The organism is Streptomyces sp. JK94 (assembly GCF_053613315.1).
In genome coordinates, this window is the sequence record NZ_JBSICH010000042.1 from 12,934 (window position 1) to 29,902 (window position 16,969).

Annotated in this window: 15 protein-coding genes; 3 read left to right on the plus strand and 12 right to left on the minus strand. The window is 74.3% G+C overall.

Features of this window, described 5'->3' with window-relative positions:
• Nucleotides 1-195: 195 nt before the first annotated feature.
• Together ACVV2G_RS29350 and ACVV2G_RS29355 are read right to left on the minus strand one after the other, a co-directional pair.
• Entirely contained in the window at nucleotides 196-2,175 is a 1,980-nt protein-coding gene (locus ACVV2G_RS29350; RefSeq protein ID WP_453845804.1) for an alpha/beta hydrolase family protein, read from the minus strand.
• Nucleotides 2,172-3,626: an MFS transporter gene (locus ACVV2G_RS29355; protein WP_453845805.1), complete on the minus strand. Its 1,455-nt coding sequence runs from the start codon at nucleotides 3,624-3,626 to the stop codon at nucleotides 2,172-2,174. The genes ACVV2G_RS29350 and ACVV2G_RS29355 overlap by 4 nt, the downstream gene beginning before the upstream one ends.
• A 963-nt stretch (nucleotides 3,627-4,589) precedes the next feature.
• Here ACVV2G_RS29355 and ACVV2G_RS29360 point away from each other — a divergent pair.
• On the plus strand, nucleotides 4,590-4,922 hold the full coding sequence (locus ACVV2G_RS29360) for an antibiotic biosynthesis monooxygenase family protein (RefSeq protein WP_453845806.1): 333 nt from the start codon (nucleotides 4,590-4,592) through the stop codon (nucleotides 4,920-4,922).
• Nucleotides 4,923-4,970: 48 nt separating this feature from the next.
• Here the strand turns inward: ACVV2G_RS29360 and ACVV2G_RS29365 are convergent, their stop codons facing one another.
• Both ACVV2G_RS29365 and ACVV2G_RS29370 read right to left on the minus strand, forming a co-directional pair.
• Complete coding sequence (locus tag ACVV2G_RS29365; protein ID WP_453845807.1) at nucleotides 4,971-8,345, minus strand: pyruvate carboxylase; 3,375 nt, start codon at nucleotides 8,343-8,345, stop codon at nucleotides 4,971-4,973.
• A gap of 78 nt (nucleotides 8,346-8,423) precedes the next feature.
• The gene (locus ACVV2G_RS29370; protein ID WP_453845808.1) at nucleotides 8,424-8,774 is read right to left on the minus strand and encodes a hypothetical protein; all 351 of its coding nucleotides are present in this window, start codon (nucleotides 8,772-8,774) and stop codon (nucleotides 8,424-8,426) included.
• Between the two features lie 453 nt (nucleotides 8,775-9,227).
• On the opposite strand from ACVV2G_RS29370, the gene ACVV2G_RS29375 reads away from it, so the two are divergent.
• Complete coding sequence (locus tag ACVV2G_RS29375; protein ID WP_453845809.1) at nucleotides 9,228-10,130, plus strand: CAP domain-containing protein; 903 nt, start codon at nucleotides 9,228-9,230, stop codon at nucleotides 10,128-10,130.
• A gap of 6 nt (nucleotides 10,131-10,136) precedes the next feature.
• On the opposite strand, the gene ACVV2G_RS29380 is transcribed toward ACVV2G_RS29375, so the two are convergent.
• From ACVV2G_RS29380 to ACVV2G_RS29390, 3 genes are read right to left on the minus strand one after another with little or no spacing between them, the layout of a single operon-like run.
• Entirely contained in the window at nucleotides 10,137-11,453 is a 1,317-nt protein-coding gene (locus ACVV2G_RS29380) for a sensor histidine kinase (protein ID WP_453845810.1), read from the minus strand.
• A complete protein-coding gene (locus ACVV2G_RS29385) occupies nucleotides 11,450-12,139 on the minus strand; it encodes a response regulator transcription factor (RefSeq protein ID WP_453845811.1) in 690 nt (229 codons plus the stop codon). The genes ACVV2G_RS29380 and ACVV2G_RS29385 overlap by 4 nt, the downstream gene beginning before the upstream one ends.
• A gap of 53 nt (nucleotides 12,140-12,192) precedes the next feature.
• Entirely contained in the window at nucleotides 12,193-12,486 is a 294-nt protein-coding gene (locus tag ACVV2G_RS29390) for a hypothetical protein (protein ID WP_453845812.1), read from the minus strand.
• A 67-nt stretch (nucleotides 12,487-12,553) separates the two neighbouring features.
• On the opposite strand from ACVV2G_RS29390, the gene ACVV2G_RS29395 reads away from it, so the two are divergent.
• The gene (locus tag ACVV2G_RS29395; protein WP_453845813.1) at nucleotides 12,554-12,766 is read left to right on the plus strand and encodes a hypothetical protein; all 213 of its coding nucleotides are present in this window, start codon (nucleotides 12,554-12,556) and stop codon (nucleotides 12,764-12,766) included.
• 75 nt (nucleotides 12,767-12,841) lie between these two features.
• Here the strand turns inward: ACVV2G_RS29395 and ACVV2G_RS29400 are convergent, their stop codons facing one another.
• The 5 genes from ACVV2G_RS29400 to ACVV2G_RS29420 form a co-directional block, all read right to left on the minus strand.
• On the minus strand, nucleotides 12,842-14,521 hold the full coding sequence (locus ACVV2G_RS29400; RefSeq protein ID WP_453845814.1) for a cellulase family glycosylhydrolase: 1,680 nt from the start codon (nucleotides 14,519-14,521) through the stop codon (nucleotides 12,842-12,844).
• Nucleotides 14,522-14,685: 164 nt separating this feature from the next.
• On the minus strand, nucleotides 14,686-14,901 hold the full coding sequence (locus ACVV2G_RS29405; protein ID WP_453845847.1) for a hypothetical protein: 216 nt from the start codon (nucleotides 14,899-14,901) through the stop codon (nucleotides 14,686-14,688).
• A gap of 346 nt (nucleotides 14,902-15,247) precedes the next feature.
• The gene (locus tag ACVV2G_RS29410; protein WP_453845815.1) at nucleotides 15,248-15,514 is read right to left on the minus strand and encodes a hypothetical protein; all 267 of its coding nucleotides are present in this window, start codon (nucleotides 15,512-15,514) and stop codon (nucleotides 15,248-15,250) included.
• Nucleotides 15,515-15,563: 49 nt separating this feature from the next.
• Nucleotides 15,564-16,565, minus strand: a complete 1,002-nt coding sequence (locus tag ACVV2G_RS29415; protein ID WP_453845816.1) for a phosphotransferase — start codon at nucleotides 16,563-16,565, stop codon at nucleotides 15,564-15,566.
• A 136-nt stretch (nucleotides 16,566-16,701) separates the two neighbouring features.
• The gene (locus ACVV2G_RS29420; protein ID WP_453845817.1) at nucleotides 16,702-16,944 is read right to left on the minus strand and encodes a hypothetical protein; all 243 of its coding nucleotides are present in this window, start codon (nucleotides 16,942-16,944) and stop codon (nucleotides 16,702-16,704) included.
• Between the last annotated feature and the right edge of the window lie 25 nt (nucleotides 16,945-16,969).

Sequence of the window (16,969 nt, forward strand, 5' to 3'; positions counted from 1 at the left end):
CGCCGTGGGACGCCCCGGCCCCGCGGGGACGGACACCCCCGTGGCGGCGGACGCCCCCGTGGTCCGGGCCGACCGGCCGGCCCGGCGTCGGTGGACACCGGGCCGGCCGGCGAGGATCAGTTCTCCTCCGTGTCCTCGGCGTTGCGGAACGGAATGGTGACCGTGACGCCGACGCTCGGCTTCCGGTTCTCCTCGTCACCCTCGAGCGGGTCGTTGTGGATGATGTCCTTCTGCATGGGCGGTTCTCCTCTCGGTGTGTCCGGCGGTACCCGTCCCGGCCGCCGCCGCGGTACGGACGCGGCCGGGATCCCCCCTCCGGTCGGCGGGGGGCGTCTTGGGGGCGCGGTGCGGGCCGCGCAGCTCGCGGTCGAGGAAGACCACGGCGCGGCGCAGTACGGCGACGTGGTCGCCGCCGTCGTAGCCGTCATGCCCGCTGTCGAGCCACATCGACTCGTGACGGATTCCGGCGGCGCGCAGCGCGGCGAGGTAGCCGCGCACCTGGCCGGGCGGACACTTGGCGTCCCGGGTGGCGGCCACGACCAGCAGTGGTGCCCGCACGCGCGAGGCGTACCGGATCGGTGAACTGCGGGCGTACGCGTCGGGCACCTCGTCGGGCGTGCCTCCGTACAGGCGTTCGTCCAGGGTGCGCAGTGCGGGCGTGGTGGTGCGGTAGGCGGCGACGCCGTCGGCGACGGGCTTGACGGCGACCCCCGCCTGCCACAGTCCGGGGCGGGTGCCGAGGGCCAGCAACGCGAGGTAGCCGCCCCACGAGGTGCCCCACAGTCCGACGGCGTCCGGGTGCACCAGTCCGCGTCCGATCAGGTCGGCGCGCACCGCCACCAGGTCCTCGACCTGCGTGAGCCCCACGCCCGCGCCGAAGGCCCGGCGCCATCGGGGGCCGTAGCCGGTGGAGCCGCGGTAGTTGACGCGCGCGACGGCGAAGCCCGACGCCACGAGCGAGTGCACGACGCCGTCGTAGGCGTCGCGGTCGTGGTCGGCGGGACCGCCGTGCACGAGGAAGACCACGGGCGGCGGCGCGCCCCGCTCTCCGGCTGCCCGGCCGTGAGGGCATTCGTCCCGCGGGGATTCGTCCCGCGGGGATTCGGATTCCGGTGGCAGGCCGTGTCCCTCGGGAAGGCTGAGCCATGTGTGCACGGGACCGTCCGGGGTCGGCGTCCACAGATCGCGGTGGTCGCCCGGGACGCGCCCCGGCACGGTGCCGAGGGCCGGCAGCGCGGTACCGGCCGTGGAGCACATGCGCGGCGGATGGGCGGTGTCCGTCCACAGGTAGTGCACGTCGCCACCGGCTCGCGGCGCCGCGTCCAGCAGGCTGCCGGGTGGTGTCGGCACGCGCGTGAGGGTGCCGGTGTCCAGACGGGCCCGGTGCAGGGTGCTGCGGCCGTGGCGGTCCTCGCGGACCAGGACGGTGCGCCCCGCGTCCTGGTCCGGGTACCAGCGGGCGGTGATCTCGCTGTCGAACGCGCACCACGGGTACGTACGGATGCCGGTCTCCGGCCGCCAACTGGCCAGCAGGTAGCGGTTGCCGTCCTCGCGCACCAGCAGCAGTTCGTCGCGTTCGCCGGTGGGCGCGAAGCCGAGCGACCAGAGCCTGCCGTGTGCCCCGGAACCGGAGAGCACGGCGCGAGGTGTGCCGTCCGCGGCCAGGACGGTCACGGCGTGCGCGGAACCAGCGGGCCCGCTGATCGCCAGCAGACCGGCCGCGGCGCCGGCCCCGGACAGTGTGGCGTGCTGGTCGACGCGCGTCACCTCGCGTGCGGGAGCGCCGCGCCGCCCCAGGTGGACGGTGGTCGTCCGGCCGTTCCCCAGCCCCATGGCGACGATCCCGTCGTCGCTCACCGCCAGGCCGCGCGGGGTGCCCCGGGGCACGTCGGTCAGCCCGGGGAGGTCGGGGCCGCCGCGGAAGGGCTGGAACCGCCAGAGCCCCTCGCCGTGCGCGTCCTCGTCGAACCACCACACGTTCGCGTCCCGGTCGATCGTTCCGTGCGCAGTGCCCCGGGGCCGGTCGGTCACCTGACGGGCACGCCCGGTCCGCGCGTCCCAGGCGAACACCTCGCACCTGCCTTTCGCGTCCGCGGTGAACACCATCAGCGCCGGATCGGCGGCGCAGACCTCGGGCAGGGCGGCGAGGTAGACCTGGTAGCGGGAGCCGGTCACCGGTCTCGCCTCCGCGCCAAAACGTCTCCCGCGGACGTGCCCTTCGGCGGTACGTCCGGTACCAGCACGCGTCCCGCGCCGAGGGTCGTGTGCAGGGCGAGCAGGACCAGGGCTCCGGCGGAGGCGAGCGCGGGTACGGCCGTCCCCGCGTGAGCCGTCAGGAACCCGGCGAACGCGGGCGCCACGGCGGCGGCTCCCCCGGCGGCGACGGCGAGCACGGAGCCCGCTCGGGCCTGGAGTCCGGGCGGCGTCCCCTGGATCGCGCGGGCCTGGAGGATCACCGTGGCCAGCGGCATGATCAGGCAGAACCCGCCGAACAGCGCCCCGTACGTCCACGGTCCCCCGGACATCGCGAGCGCGGCGGCGAGCGGGATCATGAGCCAGGAAACCGTCACCACCGCCCGCACGGGGCTGAGTCCGCGCACCAGCCGGGGCGCGGCGAGCGAACCGGCGAGTCCGGCGGCGCCGGACAGCGCCAGGACCAGGCCCATGGACGTGCTCCCGTGGCCGCTCTCCTGCAAGGTGAAGAGGGCGTCGTAGTACAGCGCGGCCAGTACGCCGTTGACGGTGGTGGTCCACACGAGTACCAGCCGCAGCAGGGGTGTCGTCCGGACGAGCCGCAGGCCGGCGCCCGCCTCGGCGACCAGAGCGGACCGGGCACCGCGGACGGAGCGGGTCGCGGGTCGCGGCGCGGATCCCTCCCGGGGCGGGGCGGCGGCCGGTTCCGACGCGCCGTCAGCCCGGTCCGACGCGTCCGCCCGGTGCGTCGTGCCCACCGCGTCCGCGCTGTCGGTCCGGCCGGCCCGCAGGTCCGAGCGCATGGCCCGGACGCACACGGCCGTGACGGCGTACGAGACGGCGTCCAGCAAGAAGGGCAGCGCGCGCGAGACCTGGTACAGGATGCCGCCCAGAGCGGGTCCCGCGACCAGGGCGCCCCGGTCACCCGCCTCCAGCCCGGCCACCACGCGTGTGAGGTTCCCGGGCGTGGAGATCAGGGCCACCGTGCCGCGGGCCGCCGCCTCGTAACAAGCGGTGGCGGTCCGTTCCACGAGAACGGCGGTGAGCAGATGGACCAGGGAGGGCCGTCCTTCCGCGACGGCCAGGGCCACGGCCACGGAGCCCATCGCGAGCGCCGATACCGTCGCCGACCAGAACATCACCTGCTTGCGCCTGCCACGGTCTGCGGGTATCGCGACGAGTGGGCCGAGCACCAGCCCGGTCGCCGTGGACACCCCCGCGACCAGTCCCACCACCGCCGGCGAGTAACCGAGCCCGAGGAGCAGCAGCGGCAGGACGACCCCGGACGCCTGGCTGCCCAGGGCGTCGGCAGCGCCGGCGCACCAGAAGAGCCGGACATCGCGAGTGACGGGTCCGGTGTCCTTGGTCAGGGCCGGCGGAGCCGAAACGGTCCGGGCACGCGGGGCCCCCTTCTCGGGGACGGAAGATTCCATGCTCAGCCCTCCTCGTTTCCGCCGTCACACTCGAAATCACTTACGAGTCCGCATAAGAAATGGCGCCACAAATGAAAAAAATGTGCAGAAGAGGTGCAGAAGTTGAAACATCCGGGAGCTTAGCCAGGCGTCGACGTGAAGGACAAGGGTGTGCGGACAGGGGCCGGTCCGATCTCGCGCGACCGGCGCGGGGCACGCCGCGTCCCGGCGCGGCAGCATCGGGACGGGTGGTTCCTGTCGCACCCGCGCCGTCCGTGATCACCGGGCCGGGGTGGCGCGTTTCGGGCGGCGGTGCGGCGCCCGGTGTTCCCGCTTTGCTTCGGCAGCCGTGGTGCCGGACGGATTCTCCGAGCGGGTGGCGCCCGTTGCGGATCGCCGTCGGCCGTACCGGTCCCGAGCCGGGATCCGCCACCTCGTGCGAGGAGGGCTGCTGAACTGTGCGGAGAACGGGACGGCCTGCCGTCGACCGGCCGGGCCGCGCGCCCGCCGCGACGCTCCGCCGTCCCCGCGGTCGAGGGCATGCGAGGCGTTCCCGGTGGTGAACACGGCCTTCGCCGCCGGCGTGCCGCACGCCGCGTGCCCCGCCGCGGGAGAGGCCCCCGGCGGAAGCGCGCGGACGCGTACGGTATCCGGAATCCGGCCTCCCGGTTGCCGCCGGACCGACGGCGGCGGCTCGGGTTATCGGCCAAAAACGTACCCTGCACAGGCTGAAAGAGACAGGCGGGAGGGCCCGAGATCATTTTCGGAGCCCCGGGCGCCGGCCCGGTCGTCCCGGGTACGCGTGCCGATCTCCTCTTTCGGTGCGGCGAGAAGGCTTTCGGCGGCGGGGCGCGTCGGTCGCGCTGTGCCATGGGCGGCGCCTGGGAGTCGTCCTCACGTCTTTTCGGCTGGCGGATGTAGGAGACTGCACGCATGTGATCAAGGCTGGGTACGGTGCCCGGCCTGTGTTCTGAGAGGTGTCATGTGCCCAGTGTGGTAAAGATCAACGTGCTGACCGTCCCCGCCGAGCAGCGCGAGACGCTGGAGAAGCGCTTCGCCTCGCGGGCCCACGCCGTGGAGAGCTCCGACGGGTTCGAGTGGTTCGAGCTCCTCCGCCCGGTGGAGGGCACCGACGACTACCTGGTCTACACGCGGTGGCGTGACGAGGAGTCCTTCCAGGCCTGGATGGAGGGGCCGATGAAGGCGGCGCACCAGGGCGGTGGCGCCGGGGGCGGCGAGCGCCCGAAGCCCGCGGCGAGCGGGTCCACGGTGTGGTCCTTCGAGGTGGTGCAGCAGGCGGCCCCGAAGGAGGCGTGAGGCGACGGCGGCGCCCCGGCCGGTGGGCCGGCCGGGGCGCCGCCGTGTTCAGCCGAGCTGCACGAGGAGGTCGCCGCCCTCGACCTGCTGGACGCGGTTGATGGCGAGCCTGGTCACCGTGCCGGACTTCTGGGCGGTGATCGTGGCCTCCATCTTCATGGCCTCGATGGTGGCCACGGTGGCGCCGGCCTCGACCTCGTCGCCCTCGGCGACGGCGAGGGTCACCACGCCGGCGAAGGGGGCGGCGACATGGCCGGGTTCGTTCCGGTCGGCCTTCTCCGTGACCGGCACGTCGGAGGCCGCCGACCGGTCGCGGACCTGGATCGGGCGGAGCTGGCCGTTGAGCGAGGACATCACGGTGCGCATGCCGCGCTCGTCGGCGTCGCCGACCGCCTGCAGTTCGATGAGCAGCCGGACACCGGGGTCGAGGTCGACCGTGTACTCCATGCCGGGACGCAGTCCGTAGAAGAAGTCCTTGCTGTCCAGCACACTGGTGTCGCCGAAGGAGGCGCGGTGCGTGTCGAACTCGCGTGCCGGCCCGGGGAAGAGCAGCCGGTTGAGGGTGGCCCGGCGCTCCTTGGCCAGCCCCGTGCGGTCGTCGGCGGACAGCTCCGGCACCGGCTTGGCCCCGGCACGGCCGCGCAGCGCCTTGGTGCGCAGCGGCTCGGGCCAGCCTCCGGGCGGGGTGCCCAGCTCACCGCGGAGGAAGCCGATGACGGAGTCGGGGATGTCGAACCGGTCCGGTTCCGCCTCGAAGTCCGCCGGGGAGACCCCGGCGCCCACCAGGTGGAGGGCCAGGTCGCCGACCACCTTCGAGGAGGGCGTGACCTTCACCAGGCGGCCCAGCATCCGGTCGGCGGCGGCGTACATCGCCTCGATGTCCTCGAAGCGGTCGCCGAGACCGAGCGCGATGGCCTGGGTGCGCAGGTTGGAGAGCTGGCCGCCGGGGATCTCGTGATGGTAGACGCGGCCGGTCGGTGCGGCCAGGCCCGCCTCGAAGGGGGCGTAGACCTTGCGGACGCTCTCCCAGTACGGCTCCAGGTCGCCGACGGCCTGCAGGTCGAGGCCGGTGGGTCGCTCGGTGTGGTCGGTCGCGGCGACGATCGCCGACAGGGACGGCTGCGAGGTGGTGCCCGCCATGGACGCCACCGCTCCGTCGACGGCGTCCGCGCCGGCCTGGACCGCGGCGAGGTAGGTGGCGAGCTGACCGCCGGTGGTGTCGTGGGTGTGCAGGTGCACCGGCAGGTCGAACTCCCGGCGCAGCGCGGAGACCAGCGTCGCCGCGGCAGGCGCCCGCAGCAGGCCGGCCATGTCCTTGATCGCCAGGACGTGGGCGCCGGCGGCCACGATCCGCTCGGCGAGCCGCAGGTAGTAGTCGAGCGTGTACAGCCGCTCGGCGGGGTCGGACAGGTCGGCGGTGTAGCACAGGGCCACCTCCGCGACGGAGGTGCCGGTCTGCCGTACGGCGTCGATGGCGGGCCGCATCTGGTCGACGTCGTTGAGGGCGTCGAAGATGCGGAAGACGTCGATGCCGGTGGCCGCCGCCTCCTGGACGAAGGCGTCGGTCACCTCGGTCGGGTACGGGGTGTAGCCCACGGTGTTGCGGCCGCGCAGCAGCATCTGGAGGCAGATGTTGGGGACCGTCTCGCGCAGGGCGGCCAGGCGCTCCCACGGGTCCTCGGCGAGGAAGCGCAGCGCCACGTCGTAGGTGGCGCCGCCCCAGCACTCCAGGGACAGCAGTTGGGGCAGGGTGTGCGCGACCTGCGGGGCGACGGCGAGCATGTCCTTGGTGCGGACCCGGGTGGCGAGCAGCGACTGGTGGGCGTCGCGGAACGTGGTGTCGGAGACGCCGATGGTGGGCGAGGCGCGCAGCCAGCGGGCGAAGCCCTCGGGGCCCAGCTCGGCGAGCCGCTGGCGGGAGCCGGCCGGGGGTTCACCGGCGGGCAACGGCGGCAGCTTGGTCAGCGGGTCGACGAGGTCGGGGCGTTCGCCGTGCGGCTTGTTCACCGTGACGTCGGCGAGGTAGGTGAGGAGCTTCGTTCCGCGGTCGGCGGAGTGCCGGGCGGTCAGCAGGTGCGGCCGCTGCTCGATGAACGACGTGGTGACCTGCCCGGCCTGGAAGTCCGGGTCGTCGAGCACCGCCTGCAGGAAGGGGATGTTGGTGGCGACACCGCGGATGCGGAACTCGGCCACCGCCCGCCGGGCGCGGTTGACGGCGGTGGTGAAGTCCCGTCCGCGGCAGGAGAGCTTGACCAGCATCGAGTCGAAGTGGGCGCTGATCTCCGTACCGGCGTGGGTGGTGCCGCCGTCGAGGCGGATGCCGGAGCCGCCGGGCGAGCGGTAGGCGCTGATCTGCCCGGTGTCCGGGCGGAAGCCGTTGGCCGGGTCCTCGGTGGTGATGCGGCACTGGAGAGCCGCGCCGCGCAGGGTGATGTCCTCCTGGGCGAGACCGAGGTCCGCGAGTGTCTCGCCGGCGGCGATGCGCAGCTGGGACTGGACGAGGTCGACGTCGGTGACCTCTTCGGTGACCGTGTGCTCGACCTGGATGCGCGGGTTCATCTCGATGAAGACGTGGTTGCCGTCGCGGTCGACGAGGAACTCCACGGTGCCGGCGTTGCGGTAGCCGATCTGCCGGGCGAAGTTGACGGCGTCGGCGCAGATCCGCTCGCGCAGCCGCGGGTCGAGGTTCGGGGCGGGTGCCAGCTCGATGACCTTCTGGTGGCGGCGCTGGACCGAGCAGTCCCGCTCGAAGAGGTGGATGACGTTCCCCGCGCCGTCGGCGAGGATCTGCACCTCGATGTGGCGGGGTTCGACGACGGCCTTCTCCAGGAAGACCGTGGAGTCGCCGAAGGCGGAGGCCGCCTCCCGGGACGCCGCCTCGATGGCCTCGCGCAGCTGGGCGGGTTCCTCCACGCGGCGCATGCCGCGCCCGCCACCGCCCGCGACCGCCTTGACGAAGACGGGGAACCCGACGTCGTCGGCGGCGCGGACGAGTTCGTCCACGTCGGTGGAGGGCGCGGAGGAGCCGAGCACCGGTACGCCCGCCGCGCGGGCGGCGGCCACGGCCCGGGCCTTGTTGCCGGTCAGTTCGAGGATCTGGGCGCTCGGCCCGACGAACGTGATGCCGGCCTCCTCGCACGCGCGGGCCAGTTCGGGGTTCTCGGACAGGAACCCGTAACCCGGGTAGACGGCGTCGGCTCCCGCACGGCGTGCGGCGCGGACGATCTCCTCCACGGAGAGGTACGCGCGCACCGGGTGCCCCGGCTCCCCGATCTCGTAGGCCTCGTCGGCCTTCAGCCGGTGCAGCGAGTTGCGGTCCTCGTGCGGGAAGACGGCGACGGTGCGCGCGCCGAGTTCGTAACCCGCGCGGAACGCCCGGATCGCGATCTCACCGCGGTTGGCGACCAGCACCTTGCGGAACATTGTTGATCCCTTCAGCCTGCCGGGTGACGAGACCATGGTGTCGGCGCCGTCCTCGGTACGCCATGTGAGCCGGGCCACTCACGGGTGCGTGCCGTTGCGGCCGGGCGGGGCGTCGGAGCCGGAGTCGATGCCGGTGACCACCGAGGGTCCGAGGGCCGCGCTGGACCCGTACAGGCCCACCTCGCGCAGGGCGGAGTCCGCGACCTCCTGGGCGCGGTGCTCCGCGTGGGCGGCGGTGTCCGCCTCCACGGTGAGGCGGATGGTGAAGGTGCCGTCGTCGTTGACCGAGAGGGCGTCGAGGTCCTCCTCGTCCCCCAGGTGGGTGCGGTGCGGGTCGGCCGGGCGCAGCGCCCGGGCGAGCTCGTCCTTCGTGACGTCCTGGACGGTGCCGGTGAAGGTCCCCGGCACCGAGATGACGTACGTCGTCATGGCAGTCCTCCTTCGGGTCCTCTCCGCCTACCCCGATCCGGCGGTGGGACCCCGGCCGCGAGGGCCCTCGTCACCGCGGACGGTGGTGTCGCGGCCCGGCGGCCCGGCCCCGGCCGGGCATTCGTCGGGGCGGGGGACGGCTCCCCCTGGTGCCCGGGGAGGGGCGCCGGCCGGGCGTACGGGCCCCGCTTCACCTCACGGCGCCGCGCGCCGGCCCGAGGGCGGGCGACGCGGGCGGGTGACGGGCGGGAACCGGTCGGTCCGTCGGCGTCACGCTTCCTCAGCGGACTTTGGCGGCTCCTTTAAGGCTTTCTGAAGATCACCTTCGAACGGTCCTTTCCGCGCCGGCCGCGTCCTACGCTCTCGACCACCCCCCACAGGCCCGGTGGGCGCGGTCGCGTCCACCGGGTGCGGGGTCCCGTCAGCCGACCGACAAGCCGAGGTGTCCTGCGTATGGGTTCCCGCCGAGCCGCTCGCCCGTCCCGTTCCCACGCCCGTCCCCGCGGCGGGCTCAGGACTCGCGGCACCGCACTGGTGCTCGGCGCCGTCACGGTGACGGCGGGCGTCGGGATCACCCTGGCCGTCGCCGGGGGCGACGAGGACCGGGCCTCGGACCGGGTCGCCACGAGCGCCGCCGGGCAGGCGCCGGGCGCCGAGGACGCGGCGGGCGGCGCCGCGCCGCTCGCCTCCGGCCCGGCGAGCCCGAGCGCCACGGCCGGCAGCTCGCCGAGCGCGAGCGCCGGGCCGAAGGACAAGAACAAGAACGAGGACGGGAAGGGAAGCGGTACCGAGGACGAGCCGGCGAAGACGGCGAGCCCGGCCACCGCTCCCGCGCGGGCGGCCACCTCCCCGGCTCCCGCGAGGACGGCGGTGACGAGCGGCGGCGACCGGCCGGCGGAGGGCGGCGGCACGGGATCGGGCGGCTCCGGGGCTGCCTCGGGGGCGGGTTCGGGTTCCGGTTCCGGCGAGGCCGGGGGGCCCGAGGCGCAGGTGCTGGCGCTCGTGAACGAGGAGCGGGCCGAGGCGGGCTGCTCACCGGTCACGGCGAACGACCGGCTGACCCGGGCCGCCGACGACTACAGCGACGTCATGGCGAGCAGCGGCGTGATGTCCCACACGGGCCCGGACGGCTCCACCATGGCGAGCCGCGTGGAGGCCGCCGGTTACCAGTGGTCCGCCCTCGGCGAGAACATAGCCAGGGGTCAGGCGGACGCCGCTTCGGTGATGGAGTCCTGGATGAACAGCTCCGGGCACCGCGCGAACATACTGAACTGCTCCTTCAAGGAGCTGGGCGTCGGCGTCCACTTCGGTGACGGCGGCCCCTGGTGGACCCAGGACTTCGGTACCGGTCGCTGACGCTCGTCACCGTCCGCCGCTCGGGTCCGCGAGCACGAACGACACCCGCACCCGCGCGCCCCCCAGCGGCGCGCGGGTGATCGTCAGCTCGCCGTCCGCCGCGCCGGCCGCCCGGGCCACGATGTCCAGGCCGAGGCCGGTGGAGCCGCCTACGCTGACGCCCCGGGTGAGCGCGGCCTCGGGGTCGGCCACGCCCGGGCCGGCGTCGTCGACCGTGAGCAGGACGTGCCGTTGCGCCCGTTCCACCCGCACGGCGAAGGCGGTGCCCTGCGGGGTGTGCCGGAAGACGTTGCCGATCAGGGCGTCGACGACGGCCGCCAGGTCGTCCTCGGGGAAGGCCACCGGTGCGGGGCGCGGGGTGAGGGAGCGCTCGTAGGGACGCCCCTGCTGGGTGGCGAGGACCGACCAGAAGTCCAGGCGCATGGCGACCACCTCGGCGACGTCGCACGGTTTCCCCGTGCCCGTTCCCGCTCCGCCGAACTGTGCGGCGGCCAGGGGCGTGCGCGCCGCCGCGATGATCGCGTCGAGTTCGCCCTCCAGTTGCCCGGCCGCCTCCGTGACCCGCCGGGCGCCCGGCGTGGCACCCATCCGGTCGGCCTCCAGGTAGAGGGCGGTCAGGGGGGTGCGCAGCCGGTGGGAGAGGTCGGCGACCAGTTCGCGTTCGACGGCGAGCAGGTCGACGACCCGGTCGGCCATGGTGTTGAAGGCCACACCGGCCTCCTGCAGCTCGGGCGGGCCGTCCGGTGCGACCCGTACGTCGAGGTCGCCGGAGCCGAGGGCGAGCGAGGCGCGCTCGAGGCTGCGGGAGGAGCGGACGACGCGGGCCCCGAGCCGGTCGGCGACCAGGACCGAGCCGCCGACCAGGCCCAGTGCGAGCAGTGCCATGACCCCCCAGGAGGCGGCCACGCCCCGGGTGAGGTCCGCCGCGGGCACGTAGGCCTCCACGACCGCGACGCGGTCGCCCCGCAGGACGACGGGCTGGAGGTAGACCCAGCCGTCCGCGGTGTCGACGGCGAGCGTCTCGCGCCCCCGTACGGCCCGGTCGAGTGCGTCCTTCGGCGCGTGCGGGGTCCCGATGAAACCGCCGTCGGGCAGTCGCACCACGAGCTGGTCGGACGAGCCGAGTTCGGCGACGGCCTGCTGCACGTCGGCGCGCCGGGTGGTGAGGGCGAGCACCGGGGACAGGGCCGAGGCGCGCTGCTCGGCGGCGGTGGTGGCCCGGTCCCGGGCCTGTTCGCGGACGAGGAGGGCGAGCGGGATGAGGAAGGACAGCGCCACCATCGAGGTGACGGCCAGGGCGATCCCGGCGAGGGCTCGTCTCACGGCGAGCTGACCAGCTTGATGCCGATGCCGCGCACCGTGTGCAGATAGCGGGGTTTTCGCGGCTTCTCGTCCAGTTTACGGCGGAGCGCGGAGAGGTGGACGTCCACCGTCTGCTCCTCCAGATACGGCTGCTGCCACACCTCGGTGAGTATGCGCTGCCGGGAGATGACCTGGTCGGCGTTGGCGGCCAGGTAGGCGAGCAGGTCGAACTCGCGGCGGGTCAGGGCCAGTTCCCGGCCGGCCAGGTGCGCGGTGCGGGCGGTGGGGTCGACGCGCAGGTCGGCGACCTGGAGGACCGGCCGCCGTGCCGCCTGGACGTCGGCGGGCACGGACCGGCGCAGCACGGCGGCGAGACGGGCCGCGAGCTGGCCGCCGGAGAACGGCTTGACCAGGTAGTCGTCGGCCCCGGCGTTGAGCAGCCGGATGATCTCCGTCTCGTCGTCGCGGGCGGTGGCGACCAGCACCGGGACGCGGGAGATGCCGCGGATCATCCGCAGCACGTCGAGTCCGTCCAGGTCGGGCAGCCCGAGGTCGAGCACCACGATGTCCGGAGGGCTCTGTGTGATGTCGCGCAGTGCCTCGAAACCCTGGTGCGCGGTCTTCACCGCGTAGCCGTGTCCGGTCAGGACGTCGATCAGCGCGGCCCGGATCACAGGGTCGTCCTCGACGACAAGTACGGAGGCCATGGGCAGGCACGTTAGCCGGTCCGTCACTATGGTGTCGTGTCCCGCCTCCTGCGCTACCTGATCATCTGGCTGTCGTGCACGGCCGCCAGTGTCACGGCCGTCATCATCACGATCCACTTCGTGGTGGGCTCGACCCGGCCGACTGCTCCGGTCGCCCAGTCGGCGCCGAGGGAGGTCCCGGCCGCGCCGGCGGCGCCCCCGCCCAGTGCGTCCCCGACCGCGGAGCCCTCGCCCAGTCCGTCGGCGACCACTCGGAAACCCGGTCCGACGCCGTCCCCGGCGAGTGAGAAGCCGACCTCCCCGAGTCCGACGCCGACGCCGACACCGACGCCGACCGCCCGCACCACGGCCCCGCGGGCTCCGGCGGGCGGGGGCGGCCCGGGGTGCGAGGAGGACGGGGCCGGCGTCTACACGGTGCCGTCGGAGGGCGGCAAGGCGACCGTGCGGTTCGGCGGCGGCGGGGTGTGCCTGGTCTCCGCCGTGCCGGTCCAGGGCTTCACGGTGAGCACGAGCCAGAGCGACCCGCGGACGCTGACGGTGACGTTCTCGGCGAACCGCCACCGGTCGGAGATCACGGCGACGACGCAGCCGCGCAGCGGCGCCAGTGTCCGCGAGGTGTCCTTCTGAGGCCTCTGGCCCGTCTCGTGGCCGGCACCGGCCGGCGCGGCCCCCTGGCCGCCACCGGCCGGTGGGGCCGTACGGTCACGGCGTGGCGCAGGCGGCCCCGTCGAGGGTGAACGCGGTCGGGGCGGTGTTGGCGGTGCCCCTCCCGGCGGTGAACCCGAGGGTGACCGTGCCGCCTGCGGGGACGGTGGCGGTGTAGGAGGCCGGGGTGACACTCACGGCGCCGCCGCTCTGGACCGGGGTCCCTCCCCACATGTTCGTGATCCGCTGGCCGTCGGCGAAGGCGAAGGCGAGGGTCCACCCGCTCAGGGGCGCGGTCCCGGTGTTGCGGACGGTGATCTCGCCCTGGAAGCCGCCGGGCCACTCGCCCACGACGCGGTATCCGACCGAGCACGTGGCACCGGGGGTGCCGCCGCCCGCGCCGGTCGTGACGTCCACGGTGGCGGAGCGGGGCGAGCGGTTGCCGGCCGCGTCGCGCGCGTAGACGGCGAAGGTGTAGGCGGTGTCCGCGGTGAGGCCCGTCACGGTGGCGGTGTTGGTGGTGGAGGTGGCGGCCGCGGCCTCGCCGCCGTCACCGACCCGGACCACGTCGTAGCCGACGACGCCCACGTCGTCGGTGGCCGCGCTCCAGCCGAGGGTGACGGAGGTGGCCGTGACGGCGGTGGCGGCCGGGGTGCCGGGCGCCGTCGGGGCCCGGGTGTCGTCCGGGTCGCCGCCGCCGAAGACCGTCGCCTCCTTGGAGGTCCGGGCGATGCCGTCGGCGCCGTGGAAGACGCGCTCGCCCCAGGAGCTGAGCCGGCTGGGGTCGAAGTCGAGGGCGAGGTCGAGGACCGGGTCGGTGTTGCCGCTCCAGGACCAGGCCAGGTAGCCGAGGCCGAGCTGTTCGGCGGCGGCCATCATGGTGTCCTCGTCGGGGTCTCCCCACTGGTCGGCGGGGCCGCCGAACTCGCCGATGAGAAGGGGCAGTCCGGCGTCGACGAAGGCGTTCAGGTAGTCGGTGATCTCCTGGGCGGTGTCGAAGACGCTGTACATGTGGATCGAGAAGATCAGGTTGCCGGTGGGGTCGGCGTCGTACACGGACTGCGCGTTGGCCCGCATGACCCCCTGCCAGTCCTGGCCCCAGTTGGGCGCGTCCACCATGATCGTGTGCTGGAAGCCGGCGGCGCGCAGCTTCTCGACCGCGGCGATGGTCGGTTCGGTCCAGCCGGCCGGGTCGGTGTTGCCCCAGGGCTCGTTGCCGATGTTGACGACGACGTAGTCCTCTTCGCCGGCCAGTACGTCCTTGAGGCCGATCCAGTAGTCGGCGGCGTGGTCGAGCGTGCCGGCGGCGGCGTCCTCGCCGTAGCCGGTGGTGTCGTGCACCTCCAGCACGCAGATCAGGCGGTTGGCCTTGCACTGGCCGACGACGGCGGCCACGTCCGCGGGGCTGTTCTCGCTCCAGCGGTGGCCGTCGGACAGCACGACCCGGACGGTGTTGGCGCCGAGCGCCTTGACGTCCGCCAGCGACTGCGTCTCACCGGGGTACCAGGTGTGGGCGTGGTTGACGCCGCGCATGACGAAGTCGTTGCCGTTGCCCTCCAGCAGCCTGCCGTCACTGATGTGCAGACCGGTGGCCCGGGCGGCGGCGGACGGCTGGGCCAGGGCGGCGGCCGGACAGAGGACACCGACGACGACCAGCCCGATCAGGGTGGCCAGTGCGGTCAGCAGGCGGGACAGGGGGCTTCTGCTCTTCGGCGAGGGGCGTGGGGCGGTGCGCACGGCGACTCCAGGGGACGAGTGGTGCGGTCACGGTGGACGACAAGCCTGTGGGAGCGCTCCCATAGAAGCGAGCACGCCGCGTACACGTCAACCCCTCGGGCGGAAATGGCTTGCCGGCCGCCCGATCCCGGGCGGCCGACAGCCGACTCGCCTGACGGCACGCGTCAGGGCAGGGGCCACTTCTGGCGGGGTCCGGTGTGGCAGGTCCACAGGTCCACAGGTCCACGGGTCCACAGGTGCACGGGCGTGCCGTCGTTCCACGTACCGCCCGAGGCGTCCAGGCACGTGCCCGGCTGCGCGTTGCGCACCGTGCCGTCCGGGCCGAGGACCGTGTCCCTCACCTGGGTGCCGCTCCAGGGGAAGGAGTCGATGGACGGCACGTTCCCGTCCGGGCCGGCCCCGATCCGCTTGACCAGCGGCGGCCGACCCCGCCGGCGAAGAAGCCGCCGTCGTACTCCTCGGGGTACCTGACCTCGGAGGCGGAGTCCGCGTCGAAGTCGATGTCGCCGCCGACGTGGCGGCACAGGCCGCGGGAGACCGCGGGGGTGGAGACCTCGTCGGGCCGTCGAGCGGACCGGCTCCCGGCCGCGCACACGACTGGCCGCCCGCGGCCCTCATCGCGCAGGCGGACGCGTCATCGTGTCCGACGGTGGGACGCCAGGGCGGGGCGCCGCTTCCGGCGGGAGCCGCGGAGACGTACGCCTCACCGTCCCCGGCGGCGGGGTGTCAGGGCATGTCGCCCCGCCAGTCGAAGCGTCGGCGGTCGTCCGGCCTCCGGCCGTACGCGGAGCGGCCGCCCGGGCCGTAGCGGCCTATTTCCGTCGCCAGGACCACTCCCCTGGCACACTCGCGCTCCGAGAGGTCCGTGACGTCCAGCAGCAGACCGTCCAGGGGGCCGCCCACCAACTGGGCGTAGACACGGCCGGCCCGCGGCCCGGGGTCGTCGTGGTCGGCGCCGTAGACCCTGCCCCGCATGAACTCCGCCTCATCCATGACGGGCAGCCTCGCACCCGCCACTGACAACGCCTGCCGGGCGGCGGGCTCAGAGCGGCGGGTCGTCGAACAGTTCCAGCAGGCGGCGGGCGCCCTCCCCGGCGACCTCCGCCCCGGCGGCACCGGACGCGCCGGGGAACAGCCTGCCGTAGGCGCCGGCGCGGGCCAGGGCGCTCAGCCGCCACGCGAGGCCCACCGCACGCCGCAGTTCCGCCGTGCTCCGGCCGGCGCCCGTCCACGGTTCCAGGTAGGCGTCCCGCAGTCGGGGCAGTACCTGCGGTCCGTGGCGCTCGGCGGCCCGGCGGGCGGGGACCGCCAGACTGCAGAAGGGGTGGGAGACGACGGCGTCTCCCCAGTCGAAGAAGGTGAAGCGGCCCGGTCCGGGGTGGAAGAGCTGGCCGTCGTGCAGGTCCGCGTGGTCGAGGGAGTCCGCGACGCCCACGGCCGCGAGTTCCGCACCCCACTCCAGGAGGCGGGGGCGCAGTTCCCGGAGCGCGACGCGTTCCTCCGGCCGCAGCGGGGAGGCGTCGCATCGGTCGAGGACGTCGGGCAGCGTGGTGACCGGCAGGTGCGGCACGCCCAGCCGTACGATCTCCGGTGCGCGTGGGGTCAGGGCGTGCTGCAGGGCGGCGTAGCGGCGCAGGAGTTCCTCCCACACGGCGGGGCCGGGCGCCTCGCGGTCGAGCACGTCGCGCAGGAGCCGGCCCCCGTCGGGCAGCAGCGACCAGCCCCGGCCGGCGTCCACCGCCAGGGGCTCCAGCACGTGCCCCGGCATCCAACGGGCCAGCGCCGCGGTCAACGCGCCCTCGAAGGCGCCGGCCGGCGGACTCGCCTTGAACCAGACCGCGCCGCCCTCCTCGACGGGCAGCCGCACCAGGACGGACCAGGGCCGCAGCCGGACCCGCCACTCCCCCGTCGACCGCAGCCCCCGGGCGGCGAGCCCGCCCGCCGCCCAGTCGAGGGCCGCGGCCCGCCAGGCCTCGTCCTCCCAGGGCGTCACCGCGTCCGGGAACCGGCCCCGGTCCACCACCACCGACGTCGCGCCGTCCATCACGCCATCTCAGCATCGCGTTCCCCGCGTGGCCATCGCTTTTCGCCCCGGCAGGGGTGCGGTGGCGGCCGTTCCGGCAAGGCGGACGGTGCGGGTGAGGCGGGCCGCGGTGGCGCAGGCCGCGCCGAGGGCCCGCTCACACCGGGCCGTAACCGGCGAAGGCGTCGCGGGTGACACCGCCGAGGACGGCGGCCGGCGCACCGACCTGGTGGGCGGCGCCGGTCCAGTCGAGGACGACGGCGCCGTCGTCACCGTGGAAGCGGCGGCACGGCGCGATGACCGCAGGCACCGTGGCGAGGTCCAGAAGGCCGAAGAGGCGGAAGAGGACGACGAGGGCCATCGTGGGCGGCGTGACGGTCGCGCTCGTGATCAGGGGCAACGCGACCAGCAGGAGACCGGGCGGG

Coding starts and splice junctions, on each gene's coding strand:
- ACVV2G_RS29355 (WP_453845805.1), bottom strand. CDS start 3,626: ATGGAATCTTCCGTCCCCGAGAAGGGGGCCCCGCGTGCCCGGACCGTT.
- ACVV2G_RS29365 (WP_453845807.1), bottom strand. CDS start 8,345: ATGTTCCGCAAGGTGCTGGTCGCCAACCGCGGTGAGATCGCGATCCGG.
- ACVV2G_RS29370 (WP_453845808.1), bottom strand. CDS start 8,774: ATGACGACGTACGTCATCTCGGTGCCGGGGACCTTCACCGGCACCGTC.
- ACVV2G_RS29375 (WP_453845809.1), top strand. CDS start 9,228: ATGGGTTCCCGCCGAGCCGCTCGCCCGTCCCGTTCCCACGCCCGTCCC.
- ACVV2G_RS29385 (WP_453845811.1), bottom strand. CDS start 12,139: ATGGCCTCCGTACTTGTCGTCGAGGACGACCCTGTGATCCGGGCCGCG.
- ACVV2G_RS29410 (WP_453845815.1), bottom strand. CDS start 15,514: ATGGATGAGGCGGAGTTCATGCGGGGCAGGGTCTACGGCGCCGACCAC.
- ACVV2G_RS29415 (WP_453845816.1), bottom strand. CDS start 16,565: ATGGACGGCGCGACGTCGGTGGTGGTGGACCGGGGCCGGTTCCCGGAC.